Here is an 18,713-nt window from a genome sequence, read left to right on the forward strand (position 1 = left end):
AGGTGACTGCCATGAAGCTTCTGCATCTCGACGCCAGCGTGCTTGGCGACAACTCCGTGTCCCGCCAGCTGTCGGCCGCCGTGGTCGCCCGCTTCACCGGCCAGATCGACGGCCTGCAGGTCGATTATCGCGATCTTGACGCCAATCCGGTACCGCATCTGCGCAGCAGCTCGCTGGCCAAGACCGATGCTGCCGAGGCGACCGATGCTGAACAGGTGATGCAGCAGTTCCTGGAGGCCGACATCGTGGTGATCGGCGCACCGATGTACAACTTCAGCATCCCTTCCACGCTGAAGGCCTGGATCGACCGCGTGGCCGTGGCCGGCCGCACCTTCAAGTACACCGAGAACGGCCCGGTGGGCCTGGCCGGTGGCAAGCGGGTGATCATCGCCAGCAGCCGCGGCGGCATCTACACCGACTCGCCGGCCGACTTCCAGGAGCCGTTCCTGCGCCAGGTGTTCGCCTTCATGGGCGTCAACGAAGTCGAGTTCGTGCGCGCCGAAGGCATCGCCTACTCGCCGCAGCACCGTGAAGACGCCATTGCCGGCGCGCTTGCGGCACTCCCGTCGCACGAAGTGGCCGAAGCCGTCGCGGCGTAACGCGTTCCAACGTTCGGCGCCCCTCTCTCCTCGTCTGGGCGCTGAACGCGGGCCGGGATCCCCTCCCCCATCCCGGTCCACCCTGGCGGCCCCGCTCTGCGGGGCCGTTTTTTTGTGGGCGCGCTACGCTGGGGCCATGGACTACATCGTGACAGCTGCGCACCGCAGCGAATTTCCACACCCGATCACCCTGCGCCGCGGCCAGGCGCTGGTGGTGGGCGAACGTTATGAAGGCCCGGAGGGCTGGGACGACTGGTTTCTGTGCGAGGCCGAAGGGCAGCAGCCCGGTTTCGTGCCAGCGCCGGTGATCGGCCGCGATGCGCAGGGTGGCGCGTTTGCCACGGAGGATTACTGCGCGCGGGAGCTGGATGTGGATCCTGGGCAGGTGGTGCGCGGGGTGCGCACGCTCAATGGCTGGGCGTGGTGCTTGCCGGGAACCGGCGAACCGGGATGGGTGCCGTTGGAGAAGCTACGGGCTGTGGAGTGATCGCGGTGGTTCATCCACGCATGGCGTGGATCTACCGGGTCATCGGTGAATTCATGCCGGGCCCGTGCAACACCCTTCGGTGAATTCATGCCGGGCCCGTGCAACACCCTTCGGTGAATTCATGCCGGGCGCGTGCAACATCCTCCAGTAGATCCACGCCATGCGTGGATGCGGTGCCATGCGGGCATGGCACCCACCCGATCAGGGAATCAGGCGATGGTTTCCAGGCCACCCATGTACGGGCGCAGGGCCTCCGGCACGGTGATGCTGCCGTCGGCGTTCTGGTAGTTCTCCATCACCGCGATCATCGCGCGGCCAACGGCCACGCCCGAGCCGTTCAGCGTGTGCGCCAGCTCCGGCTTGCCGGTGGCCGGGTTGCGCCAGCGGGCCTGCATGCGGCGGGCCTGGAAGTCACCACAGTTCGAGCACGAGGAGATCTCGCGGTAGGTCTCCTGCGACGGCAGCCAGACTTCCAGGTCGTAGGTCTTGATGGCCGAGAAGCCCATGTCGCCGGTGCACAGCAGCACCTTGCGGTACGGCAGGCCCAGCTTTTCCAGCACCACTTCGGCGCAGCGGGTCATGCGCTGGTGTTCGGCATCGCTGTCTTCCGGGCGGCTGATCGAGACCAGCTCGACCTTCTCGAACTGGTGTTGGCGGATCATGCCGCGCACGTCGCGGCCACCGCTGCCGGCCTCGGCGCGGAAGCACATCGAGTGGGCGGTCATGCGCAGCGGCAGGCGCTCGGCGTCAACGATCTCGTCGCGCACGATGTTGGTCAGCGGCACTTCCGAGGTCGGGATCAGGTAACGCGTGGAATCACCCACGGCGGTCTTGAACAGGTCGTCCTCGAACTTCGGCAGCTGGCTGGTACCGCGCAGCGAGTCTGCGTTGACCAGCAGCGGCACGTTGGTTTCCTCGTAGCCGTGCTCGCCGGTGTGCAGGTCGACCATGAACTGGGCCAGGGCGCGGTGCAGGCGCGCGATCGGGCCGCGCAGCACGGTGAAGCGCGAACCGGACAGCTTGGCCGCGGTCTCGCCGTCCAGCCAGCCGTTGCGGGCGCCCAGTTCAACGTGGTCGAGCACCTTGAAATCGAACTGGCGCGGGGTTCCCCAGCGCGCCTGCTCGACGTTGTCGTTCTCGTCGGCACCGGCCGGCACGTCTTCGGCCGGCAGGTTCGGAATGCCCATCGAGATCGCTTCGATCTTCTCGCGCAGCTCGTCCAGCGCCACTTCCGAAGCCTTCAGCTCGTCGGCGAAGGCAGCGACCTCGGCCATGATGGCCGAAACGTCCTCGCCCTTGGCCTTGGCCTGGCCGATGGCCTTGGAACGGCTGTTGCGCAGGCTCTGCAGCTCCTGGGTCCGCACCTGGATGCGCTTGCGATCAGCCTCCAGGGACTCCAGGGCAGACACGTCGAGCTCGAAGCCGCGGCTGGTGCGCAGGCGTTCGGCGAGGTCGGCGGGCTGGTGGCGGAGCAGGGCTGGATCAAGCATGGCAGGTGTCGTGGTGGGTATCAGGGATGGGATTATCGCTTGTTATACGGATTTCTGCCGCCCGGTTCATTCCTGGCGTGGCAGAATCGGGCTATTCCGTACTGGTCCGGTCCATGTCTGCACCCCGCTCGTCGTCCGCCAAGTCGTTCACTGTGCATATCCCGCGCAACGCCCTGAAGATCGCCGGCATCGCCTTCGGCGTGGGCGTGCTGCTGTTCGTGCTGGTCTGGTTGACCGGCCGCGACAAGGAGTTCTTCCGTGCCGACCCGGCCGCGCAGACCCCGCAGGAGACCGCGCAGGTGGAACCGCTGCCGGAACCGCTGGCCGCAGCCGCAGGCTCCAGCGACATGCCCGACGCCAAGCCGGCCCCGGTAGAGGACGACGCCCCGAAGCTGGTCGAAACCGCCCCGCCACCGCCCGCGCCCATCGCTGAACCGGCCCCGGCCGCGCCGACCCCTGCACCGGCCGCCACCGGCAACAGCCAGCCGATGCCGATTGCCGGCCAGTCGCCGCCGCCGGCTTACCCGGCCGCCGCGCTGCGCGCCGGCGAGACCGGCAGCGTGGTGGTGCGCGTGGACGTGGATGCCACCGGCTACCCGAACAATGCCACCGTGATCCAGCGCAGCGGCTCACGCGAGCTCGACCGTGCCGCCACCGACGCCGTGCGCCGCTGGCGCTTCACCCCGGCACAGAGCAACGGCCAGGCCGTACCGGGCAGCATTGAAGTGCCGTTCGACTTCAAGACCCAGTAACTGAACGTTTCCCGGCAGGCAAACTGAACCCTGCCGGTCGCGTTGACGCAACGCTGACACTTCCCGCCACTGGCCCGCGCAACACTCTCCCCGTCGTCCATTGACGGAAGGAGTTTGCGATGACCGCCACCACCCACGAAGACCTTCATTCGCCGCAGCTGCAGCAGGAAGCCAGCGAACAGCACAAGCCCACGTCGCCCTGGATGTGGATCGCGCTGATCGTGGCGATGTTTGCCGCCGCCCTGCTCTGGCTGCGTCATTCCAACCAGGAAGACGTGGCGCCGGCACCGGTCGGCGAGCGCATGCTGCCCGCCCCCGAGCAGGCGCCGGTCGCCGACGTGCAGGCGCCCGCTGCCCGCCAGGCCGCACCGGCCGGCAGCCAGCACAAAGCCGCCCCTGCGGTACGCAATCGCGAGGCGCGCCCGCTGGCAGGCAACAGCAAGCCGACCTACCCCGCTGCCGCGCTGCGCAACGGCGTGCAGGGCAGCGTGATCGCCAGCCTCAATGTCGATACCCGTGGCCAGGTGACCAATGCCGCGATTGTTTCGCGCAGCGGCGAGCGCAGCCGTGACCTGGATCGTGCGGTGCTGAGCGCCGTGCAGAACTGGAAGTTCCAGCCGGCGATGCATGAAGGCCGTGCAGTGGCCAGTGTGGTGCGGGTTCCGGTGGATTTCCGTACCGAACAGCGTTGATCGCGGACGAGGGGTTCGTGATGTTTAGACGGAGGCTTCGGCCTCCGTCCTTTTATGCGGAGACGCGTGCCAACCAAGGTTGGCACCTACCGAGTTGCGTCATCCGCCGGGCGTGGCCTTTCAGGCCAGGTTGAATCCTGCGCTTCGGGCGAGGCCATCGAAGTCCGGGAAGGACGTGGCGACGTTGGCGATGTCGTTGATGCGCACTTCGCCGTCACTGATCTGGCCGGCGATGGCGAATGCCATGGCGATGCGATGGTCACCGTGGCTTTCGATGGTGCCGCTGCCCAGGCGCACGCCGCCGTGCAGGGTGGCGCCGTCTTCGGTTTCGTCCACCTGCATGCCCAGCGCGCGCAGGCCGGTGGCCATCGCCGCAAGGCGGTCGGATTCCTTCACCCGCAGTTCGGCGGCACCGCTCACCACGGTCTGGCCTTCGGCGGCGGCGGCGGCCACGAACAGCGCCGGGAACTCGTCGATCATGTCCGGCACCAGTGCTTCCGGAATGCGCGCGCCCTTCAGCGGTGCGTAGCGCACCACCAGGTCGGCCACCGGCTCACCGCCCTGTTCGGCCGGATTCTCTTCGGTGATGTCCGCCCCCATCAGGCGCAGCGCGTGCAGCAGGCCGGTGCGACGCGGATTCAGGCCGACCTGCTTCAGGCGCAGCTCGGAGCCGGGAATGATGCTGGCGGCCACCAGGTAGAACGCAGCCGAGGAGAAGTCGGCCGGCACCACGATATCCGTGGCGCGCAGGCGCTGGCCGCCACGCAGGCGGGCCTTGCCCGGCGAGAATTCGATGTCCACGCCGAACGCCGACAACATGCGTTCGGTGTAATCGCGGGTCGGGTGCGGTTCCAGCACGCTGGTTTCGCCCTGCGCATACAGGCCGGCCAGCAGCACCGCCGACTTGATCTGCGCGCTGGCCACCGGCGAGGCGAAGTCGATGCCGTGCAACGATTGCCCGCCATGCACGTGCAGCGGCGGCGTGCCATCGCTCTCCGTATCGATCTTCGCGCCCATCTGCGACAGCGGGCCGGTCACGCGGCGCATCGGGCGGCCGGACAGCGACTCGTCGCCGATCAGCGTGCAGTCGAACGCCTGGCCCGCCAGCAACCCGGCCAGCAGACGCATGCCGGTACCGGCATTGCCGCAGTCCAGCGGTGCATCCGGTGCTTTCAGGCCGTCGATACCCACACCATGCACGATGCGCTGCGACGGGCTGGGGGTCTCGATGCGCACGCCCAACTGGCTGAAGATGCGCGCGGTGGCACGAGTGTCTTCGCCTTCCAGGAAGCCTTCGATATGCGAGGTGCCATCGGCCAGCGCGGCGAACATCACCGAGCGGTGAGAGACCGACTTGTCGCCGGGAATGGTCAGGCTGCCCTGCAGCGGCTGGCCCTTGCGGGCGATCCAGTGTTGCGCGTTGCTCATCGTTCGATCGTTCCGTAAACGCCGGCAGCGCCGGCGATGCATCAGGGAGCGGCGGCCATGGCCGCCACAGCAGCACTCAGGGCACGGCCACCGGATAGGAGCCCAGCACCTTGATCTGCGCCGAGTGCGCTTCGAGTTCTGCCAGCGCGGCCTGCATCGGCGCGTCGTCGATGTGGCCGGCCAGATCGATGAAGAAGCCGTATTCCCACTTGCCGTGGTGCGACGGCCGCGACTCGATGCGGTTCATGCTGATGCCGTGGCGGGCGAACGGGCTGAGCACGTCGAACAGCGCACCGGGCTTGTCATGGATGAACACCAGCACCGAGGTGCGGTCGTGGCCGGAAGTCGGGAAGATGTTGCGGCCCACCACCAGGAAGCGGGTGGTGTTGTCGGCATCGTTCTGGATCGGCTTGGTGACCACCTTCTTCAGGCCGTACACATGGCCGGCGCTCTCGCCGCCGATGGCCGCTGCGTCATCGGCGTTGCGCGCACGACGTGCACCCTCGGCATTGCTCGAGACCGGAATCTTCTCGGCCTTCGGCAGGTTGGCGCGCAGCCACGCCGAGGTCTGCATGAACGACTGCGGATGCGCGTAGATGCGCTCGATGTCCTCGATGCGGCCGCTGCGCGACATCAGGTACTGCTGCACGCGCAGTTCCACTTCGCCACAGATCTTCAGGTTGGAGGTCAGGAACATGTCCAGGGTGATCTGGATGGTGCCCTGCCCCGAATTCTCCACCGGCACCACGCCGAAATCGGCGTTGCCCGCTTCCACTTCCTGGAACACTTCCTCGATGCTGGCCATCGGCAGCCCCAGCGCCGAACGGCCGAAATGCTTGAGCACGGCCTGCTGGCTGAAGGTGCCTTCCGGGCCGAGGTAACCGATCTTCAGCGGCTCCTGCTGGGCCAGGCAGGCCGACATGATCTCGCGGTAGACGTGCACCAGCAGCTCATCACTGAGCGGGCCTTCGTTGCGGTCCACCACCATGCGCAGCACCTGCGCTTCGCGCTCGGGGCGGTAATAGTCGACGGCGGCGGCGAGCTTGCCCTTGGCCTTGCCGACCTGGTGGGCGAAGCGCGCGCGCTCGGCGATCAGGCTCTGGATATCACGGTCGATCTGGTCGATCTTCGAGCGCACATCGGCCAGCGCCAGCGGCGCCAGGGTGGGTGCCGGGTTCGAGGCGGCCTTGGCCTTGCCCTTCGCCTTGGTGGGCGCGCTGTCCTTGGCCGGTTCGGCCTTCTTCGGCGCCTTCTTGCTGGATTTGCTGCTTGCCATCGGAACTCCTTGTTGCGGGGCCCGCACCCGACGGTGCGCGCCGTTCATTGCTCAACCGTGACGCTGCTGGAAATCGGCCATGAAGGCGACCAGCGCCTCGGCCCCGGCCAGCGGCATGGCGTTGTACAGCGAGGCACGGATGCCCCCGACCACCTTGTGCCCCTTCAGCGCCAGCAGGCCGGCGGCCTTGGCTTCGGCGACGAAGCGGGCATCAAGCTCGGCATCGGGCAGGAAGAACGGGATGTTCATCCGCGAACGGGCCGCGTGTGCGACCTCGTTGCGGTAGAAGCCGCCGGAACCATCGATGGCGCCGTATACCAGCGCGGCCTTGGCGGCATTGCGCCTGGCGAATTCGGCCACGCCGCCTTCGGCCAGCATCCACTTGAACACCAGGCCGGCCAGGTACCAGTTCCAGGTCGGCGGGGTGTTGAGCATCGAATCGCGGGCGACGTGCGAGCGGTAATCGAAGATGTCCGCGCGTGGCTGGCCACTACGCTCGAGCAGGTCGCGGCGGATGATCATCACCGCGATGCCGACCGGGCCCAGGTTCTTCTGCGCGCCGGCATAGATCACACCGTAGCGGCGCACGTCCAGCGGCTCGCTGGCGATGGACGAGCTGAAGTCGGCGATCAGCGGGACGTTGCCGGTGTCGGGCACATCACGGAACTCGACGCCGTGGATGGTCTCGTTGGCGGTGATGTGCACGTAGGCGGCATCGGGTGACAGCTGCCAGTCGGCACGTGCCGGCAGCTCGCGGTAGCCATTGGCTTCGCTGCTGGCGGCAATGTTGACGTCCACGTAGACACCGGCCTGCTTGACCGCGGTCTTGCCCCAGTGGCCACTGACCACATAGTCGGCGCGCTGGCCGGGGGCGGCGAAGTTGAGCGGGATCAGCGCCTGCTGGGTGGTGGCACCACCGGACAGGAACAGCACCGCATAGTCTTCGGGGATGTCGAGGAGGCGACGCAGGTCGGCCTCGGCCTCGGCGGCCACGGACATGAATTCCGCACCGCGATGGCTCATTTCCACGATCGAGGCGCCGGTACCGTGCCAGTCCAGCATTTCCGCCTGCGCCTGGCGCAGGACCGATTCCGGCAAGGTCGCAGGGCCGGCACTGAAGTTGAACGCGCGCGTCATGTCACACCTGTGGGGCAAGACCCCTAGTATGCCGCAGTGCACCAGCCTTGCGGCCTAGTGCGGCAAGGGAAATTTGGTTTCATTGGAATCCATCGGCGACACGACGGGGGAGTGCCGGCCGCTGGCCGGCAACCTCAGCGATACAGGGCAGCGGCTGCCGGCCAGCGGCCGGCACTACCATCACCGCGCGGCCGTCAGCGCGCGCCGAACCAGAGCAGCAGGCTGAGCAGCGCGGCCAGCAGCAGTGCGCTGACCAGCAGCCACGGCCAGCGCCGGACCCTGCGGGGCGCGGTCGGCAGCACCGGCGCCTGCTCGGCCTCGTGGCTGGCGTCGTCCTCGGCGGGCAGCGGCCGCCGGCGCGGATCATGCGGCACTTCCAGCACGAACCGGTGCTGACCATCGAACACCACCTGGTCGCCGGCCTGCAGCCAGCAGTGGCGCACGGCCACGCCGTTGACCCGGGTACCGTCGGCACTGCCCAGGTCGCGCAGCAGCACGCGCTCGCCGTGCACTTCCACGCGGGCGTGCTGTTCGGCGAAGGCCGGGTCATCGATGGCGATGTCGGCCTCGTTGCCGCGGCCGATCAGGCGGGCCCGCGACAGGGTGAAGCTACGGCCATGGTGCAGGCCGCCGACGCCGCGCAGCAGTCGTTGCTGCTCGTCGCTGCCATCCTCGTTCTTCGGCGCAGGCGCCTGCAGCAGGCTCTCGACTTCGCCCTGCAGCACCATCTCCACGCCATCCACGTACACCGCGTCGCCCGCGCGCAGCAGGGCCATCCGGCGCACGGGGCGACCGTTGACGTGGATGCCGCGGATGCCATTGCCGACCTGCAGCCAGAGGCCGCGATCGTCCATGCAGAACTGGGCCAGCAACAGGGCGCCGTTGCCGGCATCGCCGAGCCGCACGCTGCCGTTGGCCTGGCGCACGATGCGCTGCACCCCGGGCCGCAGGGGCTGGTCGGGCTGTTGTTGTTGACTGAAGTGAACAAGCAGGTTCTGCACGCGGCGCAGCCTAGCAGGTTGGCCGCCAACGAAGAAGAACCTGCGATGAGTGCTTGGCGCGGCGGCCCGCGATGCGCACAATGCTCGCCCTCTTTGATCATCCCCGCCCTGCGCCAGGAGCCTGCATGTCCACCATCGATGTCCGCCACGCCCACGCCCTGCCCGACGCACAGGCGCGCGCCGCGATCGAACAGGTCGCTGCCAAGCTGTCCGAGCGCTTCGGCCTGAAGTCGTCCTGGACCGCCGACGTCCTGAACTTCTCCGGCAGCGGCGTGGACGGTGCGATCGAACTGCAGCCGGGCGCCGTGCGCGTGACCGCCAAGCTGGGGTTCCTGCTGTCGGCGATGAAGGGCATGGTCGAAGGCGAGATCCAGCGCGTGCTGAAGGAAAAGCTGGGCTGAACCCCGGCGGCGGCCGTCACGGCCGTGCAACGCCAACGCGCGCTACTCTCGGGGCAGGCCCAACTCCCACGGGAAGTGCGATGAACCACTACGAGAACGACGACCGCCGCAACGACGACGCCTCTTTCGGTGACCAGGCCGAGCGCTTCTCGCGCAAGCTCAGCGATTCGGCACAGCAGGTCTGGCTGGCCGGGCTGGGCGCTCTGGGCCGCGCGCAGGCCGAGGGCAGCCGCTTCTTCGACGGCCTGGTGAAGGAAGGCGAAGCCTGGGAAGCGCGCCGCCGTGAGCGCAATGGCGAACAGGGCCCGGGCTGGCGTGACAACGTCGAAACGTCGCTGGACGAGGCCCGCGAGAAGGCCTCCGGCACCTGGAACAAGGTCGAGAAGGCCTTTGATGACCAGGTGCAGGGCGTGCTCAAGCGCCTGCATGTCCCCACCGCTGACGAAGTGACCGCGCTGGAAGCCCGCATCGATGCCCTGCACGCGCGCCTGGCCAAGCTGGAAACCCGCGCCGCGTCCGGCACCGACGCCCCTGCGCCGGGCAGCCATCAATCGCCGGACAGCGTGCCCTGAGCGCAATTGTTGCAATGCAATAAAAATTGATTGACAATCGCGAGCAACCCGCCAATCGCTTCGGCTGCCGTTTGTTCCCTCCCCTCACGGCTTCAGGATTGGCGGGTTTTTCGTGCCCGCCGTGCGCCGATCTGCGCGCTCCATCACGCTTCCTGTCAGGAACATCCTGACCCAGCCGGGCACCGCGACCTTTACACTGTCGTTCTCCGCTTTCGCCCCTTCCGCCCTACTCCTGCATGCTCCCTTGGATCCTGGCCCTGCTGTCGGCCCTGCTTACCTGTTCCCTGGCCGTTGTCTATCTGTGGTGGATCAAGCGGCGGCAGAAGGAGATGCAACTCGGCCTGCAGGCTCTGGCCGGCATGCATTGGCGCGAATTCTCGGTACTGGTCAAGCGCATGCTGCGCGAACAACGCGGCCTGCGTGAGTTGATCGATCCGACCGAAGATGCCCGCGAGCCGAGCAGCGACTTCCTGCTCAGCGATGGCCCCAATCAATGGCTGGTGTCGTGCAAGCACGGCCTGGCCTACCGCATCGGCACCGCCGCAGTGAACGAGCTGGGTGCGGCCGCGCGCCTGGCCGGCGCCAAGGGCGGCGTGCTGCTGACCGAAGGCCGGATCGAGCGCGACGGCCGTGGCGCCGCCGAGAAGCAGGCCGTTGAGGTGCTGGACGGCCCCCGCCTGTGGCCGCTGCTGCAGCCCTACCTGCCCGGCGATATCGAAGCGCGCGTGCGTGCCAGCGCCCGGCATGAGGCGCTGCGCCGCATTGCCATCGCCGCACTGGGTTCGGTCACGCTGGGGCTGCTGGTCGGCCTGGGCCTGCAGGGCTTGCATGTGGAAGAGGCCGCGCCGGTTGCTGCGGCGCCGGTGGTGGCAGCACCTTCGGCCGCGCCAGCCGCCGAACCTGCCCCGATCGAAGCCGTCCCTGCGGCCGCCCCTGCTCCCGAAACTGCCGTCGCCCCGGCGGCCGACGCGCGCAGCAATCCCAACCCGGATGCCGCCACGCTGGAGCGCTTCCAGGCCGATCTGGCCCGCGCACTGGCCGGCAAGCCCGGCATCGCCAGCGGCGTCTGGCTGACCCGCCAGACCCTGGCGATCAACCGCACCGGCGAACTGGAAGCGGTGTGGCCGCGGGTCTGCGAGGAAGTGCTGCACTACCCCGCCCTGCGCAACGTGCGCATCCAGCTCAACGCCCGCCCCGGCGTGGATGAGCCCGTACGCTGGCGACAGTGCGCTACGTATTGATCAGGCGGCATCCACGCATGGCGTGGATACGGCGCTTACCGCGCGCCCGGCGCGAAGCGCGCGAACAGGTCCCAGGCGTCGCCAAGGAACACCTGGCGCACGCGGGTGATGGGCTGCTCACCGCGCCAGGTCAGGCGCTCGATCACCAGGCAGGCGGTGCCGGGCTTCACGTCCAGCAGTTTGGCGGTGGCGGTGTCAGCACCCCAGGCACTGATGCGGTGCTGGGCACGGGTCCACGAGACATTCTGCAGCAGCCAGCTGCCCGGCGCGGTGGTACTGAAATCGACCTCCAGCACCTCGGGCACGCCCACCGGGCTGATCAGGCGATGCTCCAGTGCCAGCGGGCGACCGTCGGCCAGGTGCAGGCAGCGCATCGCCAGCAGCATTTCGCTGCCGGCCAGCTCGACTTCGCCAGCATTGCCGGCATCGGCCAGCCGCAGGTCGCGCTGCAGCAGGCGATACGCGTACTGATGACCGCGTGAGCCGACTTCCATCGCGATATCGGGAATCTCCAGCGCCACCTGCTCCAGGTGCGGGGGCTGCCGCGCCACGAACGAGCCGGCGCGACGGCGGCGCTCGATCATGCCGCTCTCGGCCAGTGCGGTCAGCACCTTGTTCACGGTCATCCGCGAGCAGCCGTACTGTTCCATCAGCTCGTGCTCGTACGGAATACGGAACCCCGGCGCCCACTCTCCGCTGAGGATGCGGCTTTCCAGATCGCTGCGGATACGCTGGTTGAGCGTGGCGGACTTGCTGGCCTTCACGTAATGGGGTCTCGGTGGCGGGAGGCGATCAGCCCAGCACGCCGCGCAGGGCGGCAGCGAAGGCGCTGGTGATCGCCTCGCGCTGCAGGTGGCGGCCGTCGGCCACGCACTGGCGGCCATGGCGCCAGACCGATCGCAGCGCGCCATTACGTGCGGCGAACACCCAGCTGTCAAGCCATGCGTCGTCCTGTCGCGCCTGCAACGCCGGGTGCGAAGCATCCAGTTCAACCAGGTCGGCACTGGCGCCGACCTGCAGGCCGGCGGCCACGCCCAGGGCCTGTGCACCGCCCTGCAGTGCACCCTCGAACAGGAAGCGGCCGGTGCTGCGGGTGGCATCCGGGGCCAGCACATTGCGCCCGCGCAGGGTCAGGCGTTGGCCGTACTCAAGCAGGCGTAGTTCTTCGGCCGCATCGATCAGCACATTGGAATCGGAACCGACACCGAAGCGACCGCCTTCGCGCGCGAACGCCTGCATCGGGAACAGGCCGTCGCCCAGGTTGGCCTCGGTGATCGGGCACAGGCCGGCCACGGCCTGGCTGGCCACGATGGCCGCGCGCTCGTCATCGGTGATATGGGTGGCATGCACCAGGCACCAGCGCGCATCCACCGGCGCATGGTCGTACAGCCACTGCACCGGGCGCTGGCCGCTCCAGGCCAGGCAGGCCTCCACTTCGCGCACCTGTTCGGCGATGTGGATGTGCACCGGGCCGTCGGTCAGCGGCAGCAACGCACTCAGCTCCTCGCCGGTGACCGCACGCAGGCTGTGTGGTGCGATGCCGAGCACCGCATCGGGCAGCGCGGCCAAGGCCGGCTTGGCGGCATCCAACAGTTGTGCGAAGCCGTCCACATCGTGGATCAAGCGACGCTGCGCGGGATTCGGCGCCGCTCCGCCAAAGTCGGCATGCGCATAGAACACCGGCAGCAGGGTCAGGCCGATGCCGGTCTGGTCGGCGGCGGCGGCAATCCGTGCACTCATCTCGGCGCGGTTGGCATAGGCGCGTCCATCGGCGTCGTGGTGCAGGTAATGGAATTCGCCGACGCGGGTGAAGCCGCTTTCCAGCATTTCCATGTAGGCCTGGGCGGCGATGGCCTGCACCGCGTCCGGGCGCAGATGGGCCAGGAAGCGATACATCAGCTCGCGCCAGCTCCAGAAGCTGTCACCGTCGCCGCCGCCGATCTCGGTCAGCCCGGCCATGCCGCGCTGGAAGGCGTGGCTGTGCAGGTTGGGCAGGCCCGGCACCAGGATGCCGACCCGTGTGTCGCCGTGCTGGGCGCCCTGCCCCGTGCTGATCGACGTGATGCGACCGTCCTGCACCTGCAGGCGGACGTCGCGGGCCCAGCCCCCGGCCAGCAGGGCGTGGGCGGCATGGAAACGGTGCGGGGAACGCGAATCGGACATGGCTGGACAACCCGAAATGGACGCCTATATTGTATAGACATATAAGCACAGCCGCGTTGTGGATGCCATGCACGTCGAAACCCTGTGGTCCAACGTTCACCTGATCACCCTCGATGGCGAGGACCTGGGTGTCATCCGCGATGGCGTACTGGCCTGCGCCGAGGGCCGCATCGTCCATGTCGGCCCAGCCGGCAGCGATGCCCACCTGCAGCCGACCACCCGCATCGACGGCGAAGGCCGCTGGATCTCGCCGGGCCTGATCGATTGCCATACCCATCTGGTCTACGCCGGCAACCGCGCCAACGAGTTCGAGCAGCGCCTGCAGGGCGTCAGCTATGCCGAGATCGCCCGTGCCGGCGGCGGCATCGTCTCCACCGTGCGCGCCACCCGCGCCGCCACACCGGAACAGCTGGCCCGCGAAAGCCGGCCACGCCTGCTGGCGATGCGCGCCGAGGGCGTGACCACCCTCGAGATCAAGTCCGGCTACGGCCTGACCCTGCCGGACGAGCGCAAGCAACTGCAGGTGGCGCGTGCGCTGGGCGAGGAATGCCGGGTCAATGTGGTGACCACCTTCCTCGGCGCACACGCGATTTTGCCGGGCCGCGAAGCACAGGAATACACCGACGAGGTGTGTAACGTGATGATTCCGGCCATCGCCGCCGAAGGCCTGGCCGAAGCGGTGGATGTGTTCTGCGAGAACATCGCCTTCTCGCCGGCGCAGGCGCGGCAGGTCTTCGAAGCGGCACGCGCCAACGGGCTGGCGGTGAAGATCCACGCCGAGCAGCTGAGCAACCAGCATGGCGCCGAACTGGCCGCCAGCTTCGGTGCACTGTCGGCCGACCATATCGAACATCTGGACGATGCCGGCATTGCCGCGATGGCGGCGGCCGGCACCGTCGCCGTGCTGCTGCCCGGTGCCTTCTATTTCACCCGCGATACCACCCTGCCGCCGATTGCGGCGCTGCGCGCGGCCGGCGTGCCACTGGCGCTGGCCACCGACAGCAACCCCGGCACCTCACCACTGACCAGCCCGCTGCTGGCGATGAACATGGGCGCCACCCTGTTCCGCCTGACCGTGGACGAGTGCATCGCCGGCTTCACCCGTGAAGCGGCGCGCGCGCTGGGCCATGGCCAGCGCATCGGCCGCCTGGCCGTGGGCCTGGACTGCGACCTGGCGATCTGGGACATCGACACCCCCGCCGACCTGGTCTATCGCATTGGATTCAACCCGCTGCACGCGCGCGTGGTGCGCGGACAGCCCGACCTGCCTGCCTCCTGGAGCAACACATGAGCAACACCCTGGTTCTTCGCCCCGGCCATGTCACTCTCGCCCAGTGGCGGCAGGTCTATCGCGGTGCGCCGCTTGCACTGGACCCGGCCGCGCTGCCGGTGGTGCGCGCCAGTGCGGCGGCCGTCGCCGCCATCGTCGCCAAGGGCGCGCCGGTGTATGGCATCAACACCGGCTTCGGCAAGCTGGCCAGCGTGCGCATCGAGCGCGAAGACCTGGCCACCCTGCAGCGGAACATCGTGCTCTCGCATGCCGCCGGCGTGGGCGAGCCGATGCCGGCCAGCGTGGTGCGCCTGATGATGGCGCTGAAGCTGGTCAGCCTGGCGCAGGGTGCTTCGGGCATCCGCGAGGAAACCCTGCTGCTGCTGGAAGCGATGCTGGTCAAGGGCGTGCTGCCGGTGGTGCCCGCACAGGGCTCGGTGGGTGCCTCGGGTGACCTGGCGCCGCTCTCGCACCTGGCCAGCGTGATGCTGGGCGTGGGTGAAGCCTTCATCGGTGACGAGCGCCTGCCGGCGGTCGATGCGCTGGCACGTGCCGGCCTGCAACCGATCGAGCTGGGCGCGAAGGAAGGCCTGGCACTGCTCAACGGCACCCAGTTCTCCACCGCCTATGCGCTGGCGGGCCTGTTCGAGATCGAGACCGTGTTCCAGGCCGCGCTGGTCACCGGTGCGCTGTCGGTGGAAGCGGCCAAGGGCTCGGATACCCCGTTCGACCCGCGCATCCATGCCATCCGCGGCCAGCGCGGGCAGATCGCCACTGCGGCCACGCTGCGCACGTTGATGCAGGGCTCGGACATCCGCGAATCGCATCGTGACAACGACGTGCGCGTGCAGGACCCGTACTGCCTGCGCTGCCAGCCGCAGGTGATGGGCGCAGCGCTGGACATCCTGCGCCAGGCCGCGACCACGCTGGAAATCGAAGCCAATGGCGTGTCCGACAATCCGCTGGTGTTCACCGATACCGGCGAAGCACTGTCCGGCGGCAACTTCCACGCCGAACCGGTGGCCTTCGCCGCCGACATGCTGGCGATGGCAGTGTGCGAGATCGGTTCGATCAGCGAGCGACGCCTGGCGATGCTGGTGGACCCGGCGCTGTCCGGCCTGCCGGCGTTCCTGACCCCGCGCCCGGGCCTGAATTCCGGCTTCATGATCCCGCAGGTGACGGCGGCCGCGCTGGTCTCGGAAAACAAGCAGCGCGCCTACCCGGCCAGTGTCGATTCGATTCCGACCTCGGCCAACCAGGAAGACCATGTGTCGATGGCCGCGCACGGTGCGCGCCGCCTGATGCAGATGGCCGAGAACGCCGCCAACGTGATCGGCATCGAACTGCTGGCCGCCGCGCAGGGCTGCGACTTCCACGCCCCGCTGCGCTCCAGCACCGCGCTGGAAGCCGTGCGCGCCACCCTGCGTGCGCAGGTGCCGACGCTGGAAGAAGACCGCTACTTCCATCCGGACATGGTGACCGCCACGAACCTGGTGCGCAGTGGCGCGCTGGCGCAGGGCCTTGCCGATCTGTTGCCGACTGTGGAACCACAGGCATGAAGACCCATCCCGAATGGCTGACGGTGCACGAAGGCGATGCCCCGTTGATCGTCAGCTTCCCGCATACGGGCAGCGAGCTGCCACACGACCTGATCGGCGACTACCACTCGCCATGGCTGGCCCGTCGCGACGCCGACTGGTGGGTGCACGAACTGTACGATTTCGTGCGCGGCATGGGCGCGACCACGGTGCGCTCGGCGATCTCGCGCTCGGTGATCGACCTCAACCGCGATCCCAGCGGCGTGTCGCTGTACCCGGGCCAGAACACCACCGGCCTGTGTCCGCTGACCACCTTCGACAACCAGCCGCTGTACCACGCCGGGCGCGAGCCGGATGACGCGGAAATCGCCCGTCGCCGCGACACGTATTTCCTTCCCTACCACGATGCGCTGGCCGCACAGATCACGCGCCTGCGTGCTAAGTTCGGCACTGTCGTGGTGTATGACGCGCATTCGATCCGCTCGCATATCCCGCACCTGTTCGACGGCGAGCTGCCGCAGTTCAACCTGGGTACCGCCGGTCCCTCCGGTGCGCCGGATACCTCCTGCGACAACGCGTTGAGCGATGTGGTGGAGAACCTGCTGAAGATCAGCGGCATGAGCCAGGTACGCAACGGCCGCTTCAAGGGCGGCTGGATCACCCGCCACTACAGCAACATCGCCGGTGGCGTGCACAGCCTGCAGATGGAACTGGCCTGCCGCGGCTACATGCACGAACCCCTGCCGGACCAGGTGGACGAACACAGCTGGCCCACCCCGCTCGACCCCGACCACGCCGCACCGCTGCGCCACACCCTGGCGCAGGTGCTCAACGCCTGCCTTGAATTCGCTACGAACCGGAGCGCCGCATGACCCGCAACGACCCGTCCCGCATCATTGCCGCGCCGACCGGCACCACGCTCAACGCCAAGAGCTGGCTGACCGAAGCGCCGCTGCGCATGCTGATGAACAACCTGCACCCGGACGTGGCCGAACGGCCGCAGGAACTGGTGGTGTACGGCGGCATCGGCCGCGCCGCGCGCGACTGGGAGAGCTTCGATGCCATCGTCGAGACGCTCAAGCGCCTGGACGACGACCAGACCCTGCTGGTGCAGTCGGGCAAGCCAGTGGGCGTGTTCCGCACCCATGCCGATGCGCCGCGCGTGCTGATCGCCAATTCCAACCTGGTGCCGCGCTGGGCCAACTGGGACCACTTCAACGAGCTGGATAAGAAGGGCCTGGCCATGTATGGCCAGATGACCGCCGGCAGCTGGATCTACATCGGTGCGCAGGGCATCGTGCAGGGCACCTACGAGACCTTCGTGGAAATGGGACGCCAGCACTTCGGTGGCGACCTGACCGGGAAGTGGCTGTTCACCGGCGGCCTCGGCGGCATGGGCGGCGCGCAGCCGCTGGCCGCCGTGATGGCCGGCGCCTCCTGCCTGGCCGTCGAGTGCCGCAAGAGCAGCATCGACATGCGCCTGCGCACCGGCTACCTGGATACCTGGACCGACAACCTGGACGAAGCGCTGCGCCTGATCGACGAGTCGTGCAAAGCGGGCACGCCGAAGTCGGTGGGCCTGCTCGGCAACGTTGCCGATGTGTTGGCTGAACTGCTCAAGCGCGGCGTGAAGCCGGACCTGCTGACCGACCAGACCTCCGCGCACGATCCGGTGAACGGCTACCTGCCGCAGGGCTGGACGGTCGAACAGTGGGATGAGAAACGTGTCTCCGCGCCCAAGGAAGTGGAGAAAGCCGCGCGCGCGTCGATGGCCAACCATATCCGCGCCATGCTCGGCTTCCACGCGCTGGGCGTGCCGACCGTGGACTACGGCAACAACCTGCGGCAGATGGCACTGGAAGAAGGCGTGGAGAACGCGTTCGACTTCCCCGGTTTCGTACCGGCCTACATCCGCCCGCTGTTCTGCCGCGGCATCGGCCCGTTCCGCTGGGCCGCACTGAGCGGCGACCCGGAAGACATCGCCAAGACCGATGCCAAGGTGAAGGAACTGATTCCGGACAACCCGCACCTGCACCGCTGGCTGGACATGGCCGCCGAGAAGATCAAGTTCCAGGGCCTGCCGGCACGCATCTGTTGGGTCGGTCTGGGCGACCGCGATCGCCTGGGCCTGGCCTTCAATGAAATGGTGGCGAACGGTGAACTGAAGGCACCGGTGGTGATCGGCCGTGACCACCTGGACAGCGGCAGCGTGGCGTCGCCGAACCGCGAGACCGAGGCAATGGCCGATGGTTCCGATGCCGTGTCCGACTGGCCGCTGCTGAACGCCCTGCTCAACACCGCCAGCGGCGCGACCTGGGTGTCGCTGCACCACGGCGGCGGCGTCGGCATGGGCTTCTCGCAGCACGCCGGCATGGTGATCGTGTGCGATGGCACCGAGGCAGCGGCGAAGCGGATTGGCCGCGTGCTGTGGAACGACCCGGCCACCGGCGTGATGCGCCATGCCGATGCAGGCTATGAGATCGCGATTGATTGCGCGAAGGAAAAGGGGCTGGATCTACCGGGAATCCTGGGCTGACAGGTCAGCGACCAGCGCGCACATATTCCGGTGCCATCAGGGCAATGCGCGGTAGTGTCCCCGATTCACCGGCGCGCATGCCATGAGAGAGGCTTACGCCAGCTTCGGTGGCATCACACCTAAAGTTGCG

At 68.0% G+C, this 18,713-nt stretch carries 18 protein-coding genes; 11 read left to right on the forward strand and 7 right to left on the reverse strand.

The genetic code is table 11. The annotated features are described in order from the left end of the window. Positions 1 to 11: 11 nt before the first annotated feature. On the forward strand, positions 12 to 599 hold the full coding sequence (locus tag ACUZUJ_RS13845; RefSeq protein WP_458219903.1) for an FMN-dependent NADH-azoreductase: 588 nt from the start codon (positions 12 to 14) through the stop codon (positions 597 to 599). Positions 600 to 735: 136 nt separating this feature from the next. After that, positions 736 to 1,086, forward strand: coding sequence for an SH3 domain-containing protein (locus ACUZUJ_RS13850; protein ID WP_458219904.1), 351 nt, complete (start codon positions 736 to 738; stop codon positions 1,084 to 1,086). A gap of 209 nt (positions 1,087 to 1,295) precedes the next feature. On the opposite strand, the gene serS is transcribed toward ACUZUJ_RS13850, so the two are convergent. Beyond that, positions 1,296 to 2,576, reverse strand: a complete 1,281-nt coding sequence (gene serS, locus ACUZUJ_RS13855; RefSeq protein WP_049443244.1) for a serine--tRNA ligase — start codon at positions 2,574 to 2,576, stop codon at positions 1,296 to 1,298. 113 nt (positions 2,577 to 2,689) lie between these two features. On the opposite strand from serS, the gene ACUZUJ_RS13860 reads away from it, so the two are divergent. Then, positions 2,690 to 3,328, forward strand: coding sequence for an energy transducer TonB (locus tag ACUZUJ_RS13860; protein ID WP_042359252.1), 639 nt, complete (start codon positions 2,690 to 2,692; stop codon positions 3,326 to 3,328). A gap of 119 nt (positions 3,329 to 3,447) precedes the next feature. Further along, entirely contained in the window at positions 3,448 to 4,020 is a 573-nt protein-coding gene (locus ACUZUJ_RS13865) for an energy transducer TonB (protein WP_049443243.1), read from the forward strand. Between the two features lie 120 nt (positions 4,021 to 4,140). Here the strand turns inward: ACUZUJ_RS13865 and aroA are convergent, their stop codons facing one another. The 4 genes from aroA to ACUZUJ_RS13885 all read right to left on the reverse strand — a co-directional run bounded on the left by aroA (position 4,141) and on the right by ACUZUJ_RS13885 (position 8,862). After that, positions 4,141 to 5,448, reverse strand: a complete 1,308-nt coding sequence (aroA, locus tag ACUZUJ_RS13870) for a 3-phosphoshikimate 1-carboxyvinyltransferase (RefSeq protein WP_049443242.1) — start codon at positions 5,446 to 5,448, stop codon at positions 4,141 to 4,143. A gap of 76 nt (positions 5,449 to 5,524) precedes the next feature. After that, positions 5,525 to 6,724: a prephenate dehydratase gene (gene pheA / locus ACUZUJ_RS13875; protein ID WP_014037689.1), complete on the reverse strand. Its 1,200-nt coding sequence runs from the start codon at positions 6,722 to 6,724 to the stop codon at positions 5,525 to 5,527. A 51-nt stretch (positions 6,725 to 6,775) separates the two neighbouring features. Further along, entirely contained in the window at positions 6,776 to 7,861 is a 1,086-nt protein-coding gene (gene serC, locus ACUZUJ_RS13880) for a 3-phosphoserine/phosphohydroxythreonine transaminase (protein WP_049443240.1), read from the reverse strand. 194 nt (positions 7,862 to 8,055) lie between these two features. Then, entirely contained in the window at positions 8,056 to 8,862 is an 807-nt protein-coding gene (locus ACUZUJ_RS13885) for an FHA domain-containing protein (RefSeq protein ID WP_049443239.1), read from the reverse strand. Positions 8,863 to 8,987: 125 nt separating this feature from the next. Here ACUZUJ_RS13885 and ACUZUJ_RS13890 point away from each other — a divergent pair, with 125 nt between their 5' ends. The 3 genes from ACUZUJ_RS13890 (at position 8,988) to ACUZUJ_RS13900 (ending at position 11,076) form a co-directional block, all read left to right on the forward strand. Then, positions 8,988 to 9,263 carry a polyhydroxyalkanoic acid system family protein gene (locus tag ACUZUJ_RS13890; RefSeq protein WP_005417302.1) on the forward strand — a complete coding sequence of 92 codons (276 nt, stop codon included), beginning with the start codon at positions 8,988 to 8,990 and terminating at the stop codon, positions 9,261 to 9,263. 80 nt (positions 9,264 to 9,343) lie between these two features. Beyond that, positions 9,344 to 9,835, forward strand: a complete 492-nt coding sequence (locus tag ACUZUJ_RS13895) for a phasin family protein (protein WP_014037692.1) — start codon at positions 9,344 to 9,346, stop codon at positions 9,833 to 9,835. Positions 9,836 to 10,071: 236 nt separating this feature from the next. Then, on the forward strand, positions 10,072 to 11,076 hold the full coding sequence (locus ACUZUJ_RS13900; protein WP_049443238.1) for a restriction endonuclease: 1,005 nt from the start codon (positions 10,072 to 10,074) through the stop codon (positions 11,074 to 11,076). A gap of 35 nt (positions 11,077 to 11,111) precedes the next feature. Here ACUZUJ_RS13900 and hutC read toward each other — a convergent pair whose 3' ends face one another. Next, complete coding sequence (gene hutC, locus ACUZUJ_RS13905) at positions 11,112 to 11,840, reverse strand: histidine utilization transcriptional repressor HutC (protein WP_458219905.1); 729 nt, start codon at positions 11,838 to 11,840, stop codon at positions 11,112 to 11,114. Positions 11,841 to 11,868: 28 nt separating this feature from the next. After that, a complete protein-coding gene (locus tag ACUZUJ_RS13910) occupies positions 11,869 to 13,239 on the reverse strand; it encodes a formimidoylglutamate deiminase (RefSeq protein ID WP_458219906.1) in 1,371 nt (456 codons plus the stop codon). 67 nt (positions 13,240 to 13,306) lie between these two features. Here ACUZUJ_RS13910 and hutI point away from each other — a divergent pair, with 67 nt between their 5' ends. The 4 genes from hutI to hutU are packed head-to-tail and all read left to right on the forward strand — an operon-like array spanning position 13,307 to position 18,583. Further along, on the forward strand, positions 13,307 to 14,530 hold the full coding sequence (gene hutI / locus ACUZUJ_RS13915; RefSeq protein WP_458219907.1) for an imidazolonepropionase: 1,224 nt from the start codon (positions 13,307 to 13,309) through the stop codon (positions 14,528 to 14,530). Continuing rightward, entirely contained in the window at positions 14,527 to 16,068 is a 1,542-nt protein-coding gene (gene hutH, locus ACUZUJ_RS13920) for a histidine ammonia-lyase (RefSeq protein ID WP_458219908.1), read from the forward strand. The genes hutI and hutH overlap by 4 nt, the downstream gene beginning before the upstream one ends. After that, on the forward strand, positions 16,065 to 16,919 hold the full coding sequence (gene hutG / locus ACUZUJ_RS13925) for an N-formylglutamate deformylase (protein ID WP_458219909.1): 855 nt from the start codon (positions 16,065 to 16,067) through the stop codon (positions 16,917 to 16,919). Before hutH ends, hutG begins: the two co-directional genes overlap by 4 nt. Beyond that, positions 16,916 to 18,583 (forward strand): urocanate hydratase, encoded by a 1,668-nt coding sequence (hutU, locus tag ACUZUJ_RS13930; protein ID WP_458219910.1) that lies wholly within the window; start codon positions 16,916 to 16,918, stop codon positions 18,581 to 18,583. Before hutG ends, hutU begins: the two co-directional genes overlap by 4 nt. Positions 18,584 to 18,713: the final 130 nt, after the last annotated feature.

This window comes from Stenotrophomonas sp. S4 (genome assembly GCF_054187805.2).

Excerpts from the sequence above, each read along its gene's own strand:
- ACUZUJ_RS13845 (WP_458219903.1), top strand. The coding sequence starts at position 12 with ATGAAGCTTCTGCATCTCGACGCCAGCGTGCTTGGCGACAACTCCGTG.
- ACUZUJ_RS13850 (WP_458219904.1), top strand. The coding sequence starts at position 736 with ATGGACTACATCGTGACAGCTGCGCACCGCAGCGAATTTCCACACCCG.
- serS (WP_049443244.1), bottom strand. The coding sequence starts at position 2,576 with ATGCTTGATCCAGCCCTGCTCCGCCACCAGCCCGCCGACCTCGCCGAA.
- ACUZUJ_RS13860 (WP_042359252.1), top strand. The coding sequence starts at position 2,690 with ATGTCTGCACCCCGCTCGTCGTCCGCCAAGTCGTTCACTGTGCATATC.
- ACUZUJ_RS13865 (WP_049443243.1), top strand. The coding sequence starts at position 3,448 with ATGACCGCCACCACCCACGAAGACCTTCATTCGCCGCAGCTGCAGCAG.
- aroA (WP_049443242.1), bottom strand. The coding sequence starts at position 5,448 with ATGAGCAACGCGCAACACTGGATCGCCCGCAAGGGCCAGCCGCTGCAG.
- pheA (WP_014037689.1), bottom strand. The coding sequence starts at position 6,724 with ATGGCAAGCAGCAAATCCAGCAAGAAGGCGCCGAAGAAGGCCGAACCG.
- serC (WP_049443240.1), bottom strand. The coding sequence starts at position 7,861 with ATGACGCGCGCGTTCAACTTCAGTGCCGGCCCTGCGACCTTGCCGGAA.
- ACUZUJ_RS13890 (WP_005417302.1), top strand. The coding sequence starts at position 8,988 with ATGTCCACCATCGATGTCCGCCACGCCCACGCCCTGCCCGACGCACAG.
- ACUZUJ_RS13895 (WP_014037692.1), top strand. The coding sequence starts at position 9,344 with ATGAACCACTACGAGAACGACGACCGCCGCAACGACGACGCCTCTTTC.
- ACUZUJ_RS13900 (WP_049443238.1), top strand. The coding sequence starts at position 10,072 with ATGCTCCCTTGGATCCTGGCCCTGCTGTCGGCCCTGCTTACCTGTTCC.
- ACUZUJ_RS13910 (WP_458219906.1), bottom strand. The coding sequence starts at position 13,239 with ATGTCCGATTCGCGTTCCCCGCACCGTTTCCATGCCGCCCACGCCCTG.
- hutI (WP_458219907.1), top strand. The coding sequence starts at position 13,307 with ATGCACGTCGAAACCCTGTGGTCCAACGTTCACCTGATCACCCTCGAT.
- hutH (WP_458219908.1), top strand. The coding sequence starts at position 14,527 with ATGAGCAACACCCTGGTTCTTCGCCCCGGCCATGTCACTCTCGCCCAG.
- hutG (WP_458219909.1), top strand. The coding sequence starts at position 16,065 with ATGAAGACCCATCCCGAATGGCTGACGGTGCACGAAGGCGATGCCCCG.
- hutU (WP_458219910.1), top strand. The coding sequence starts at position 16,916 with ATGACCCGCAACGACCCGTCCCGCATCATTGCCGCGCCGACCGGCACC.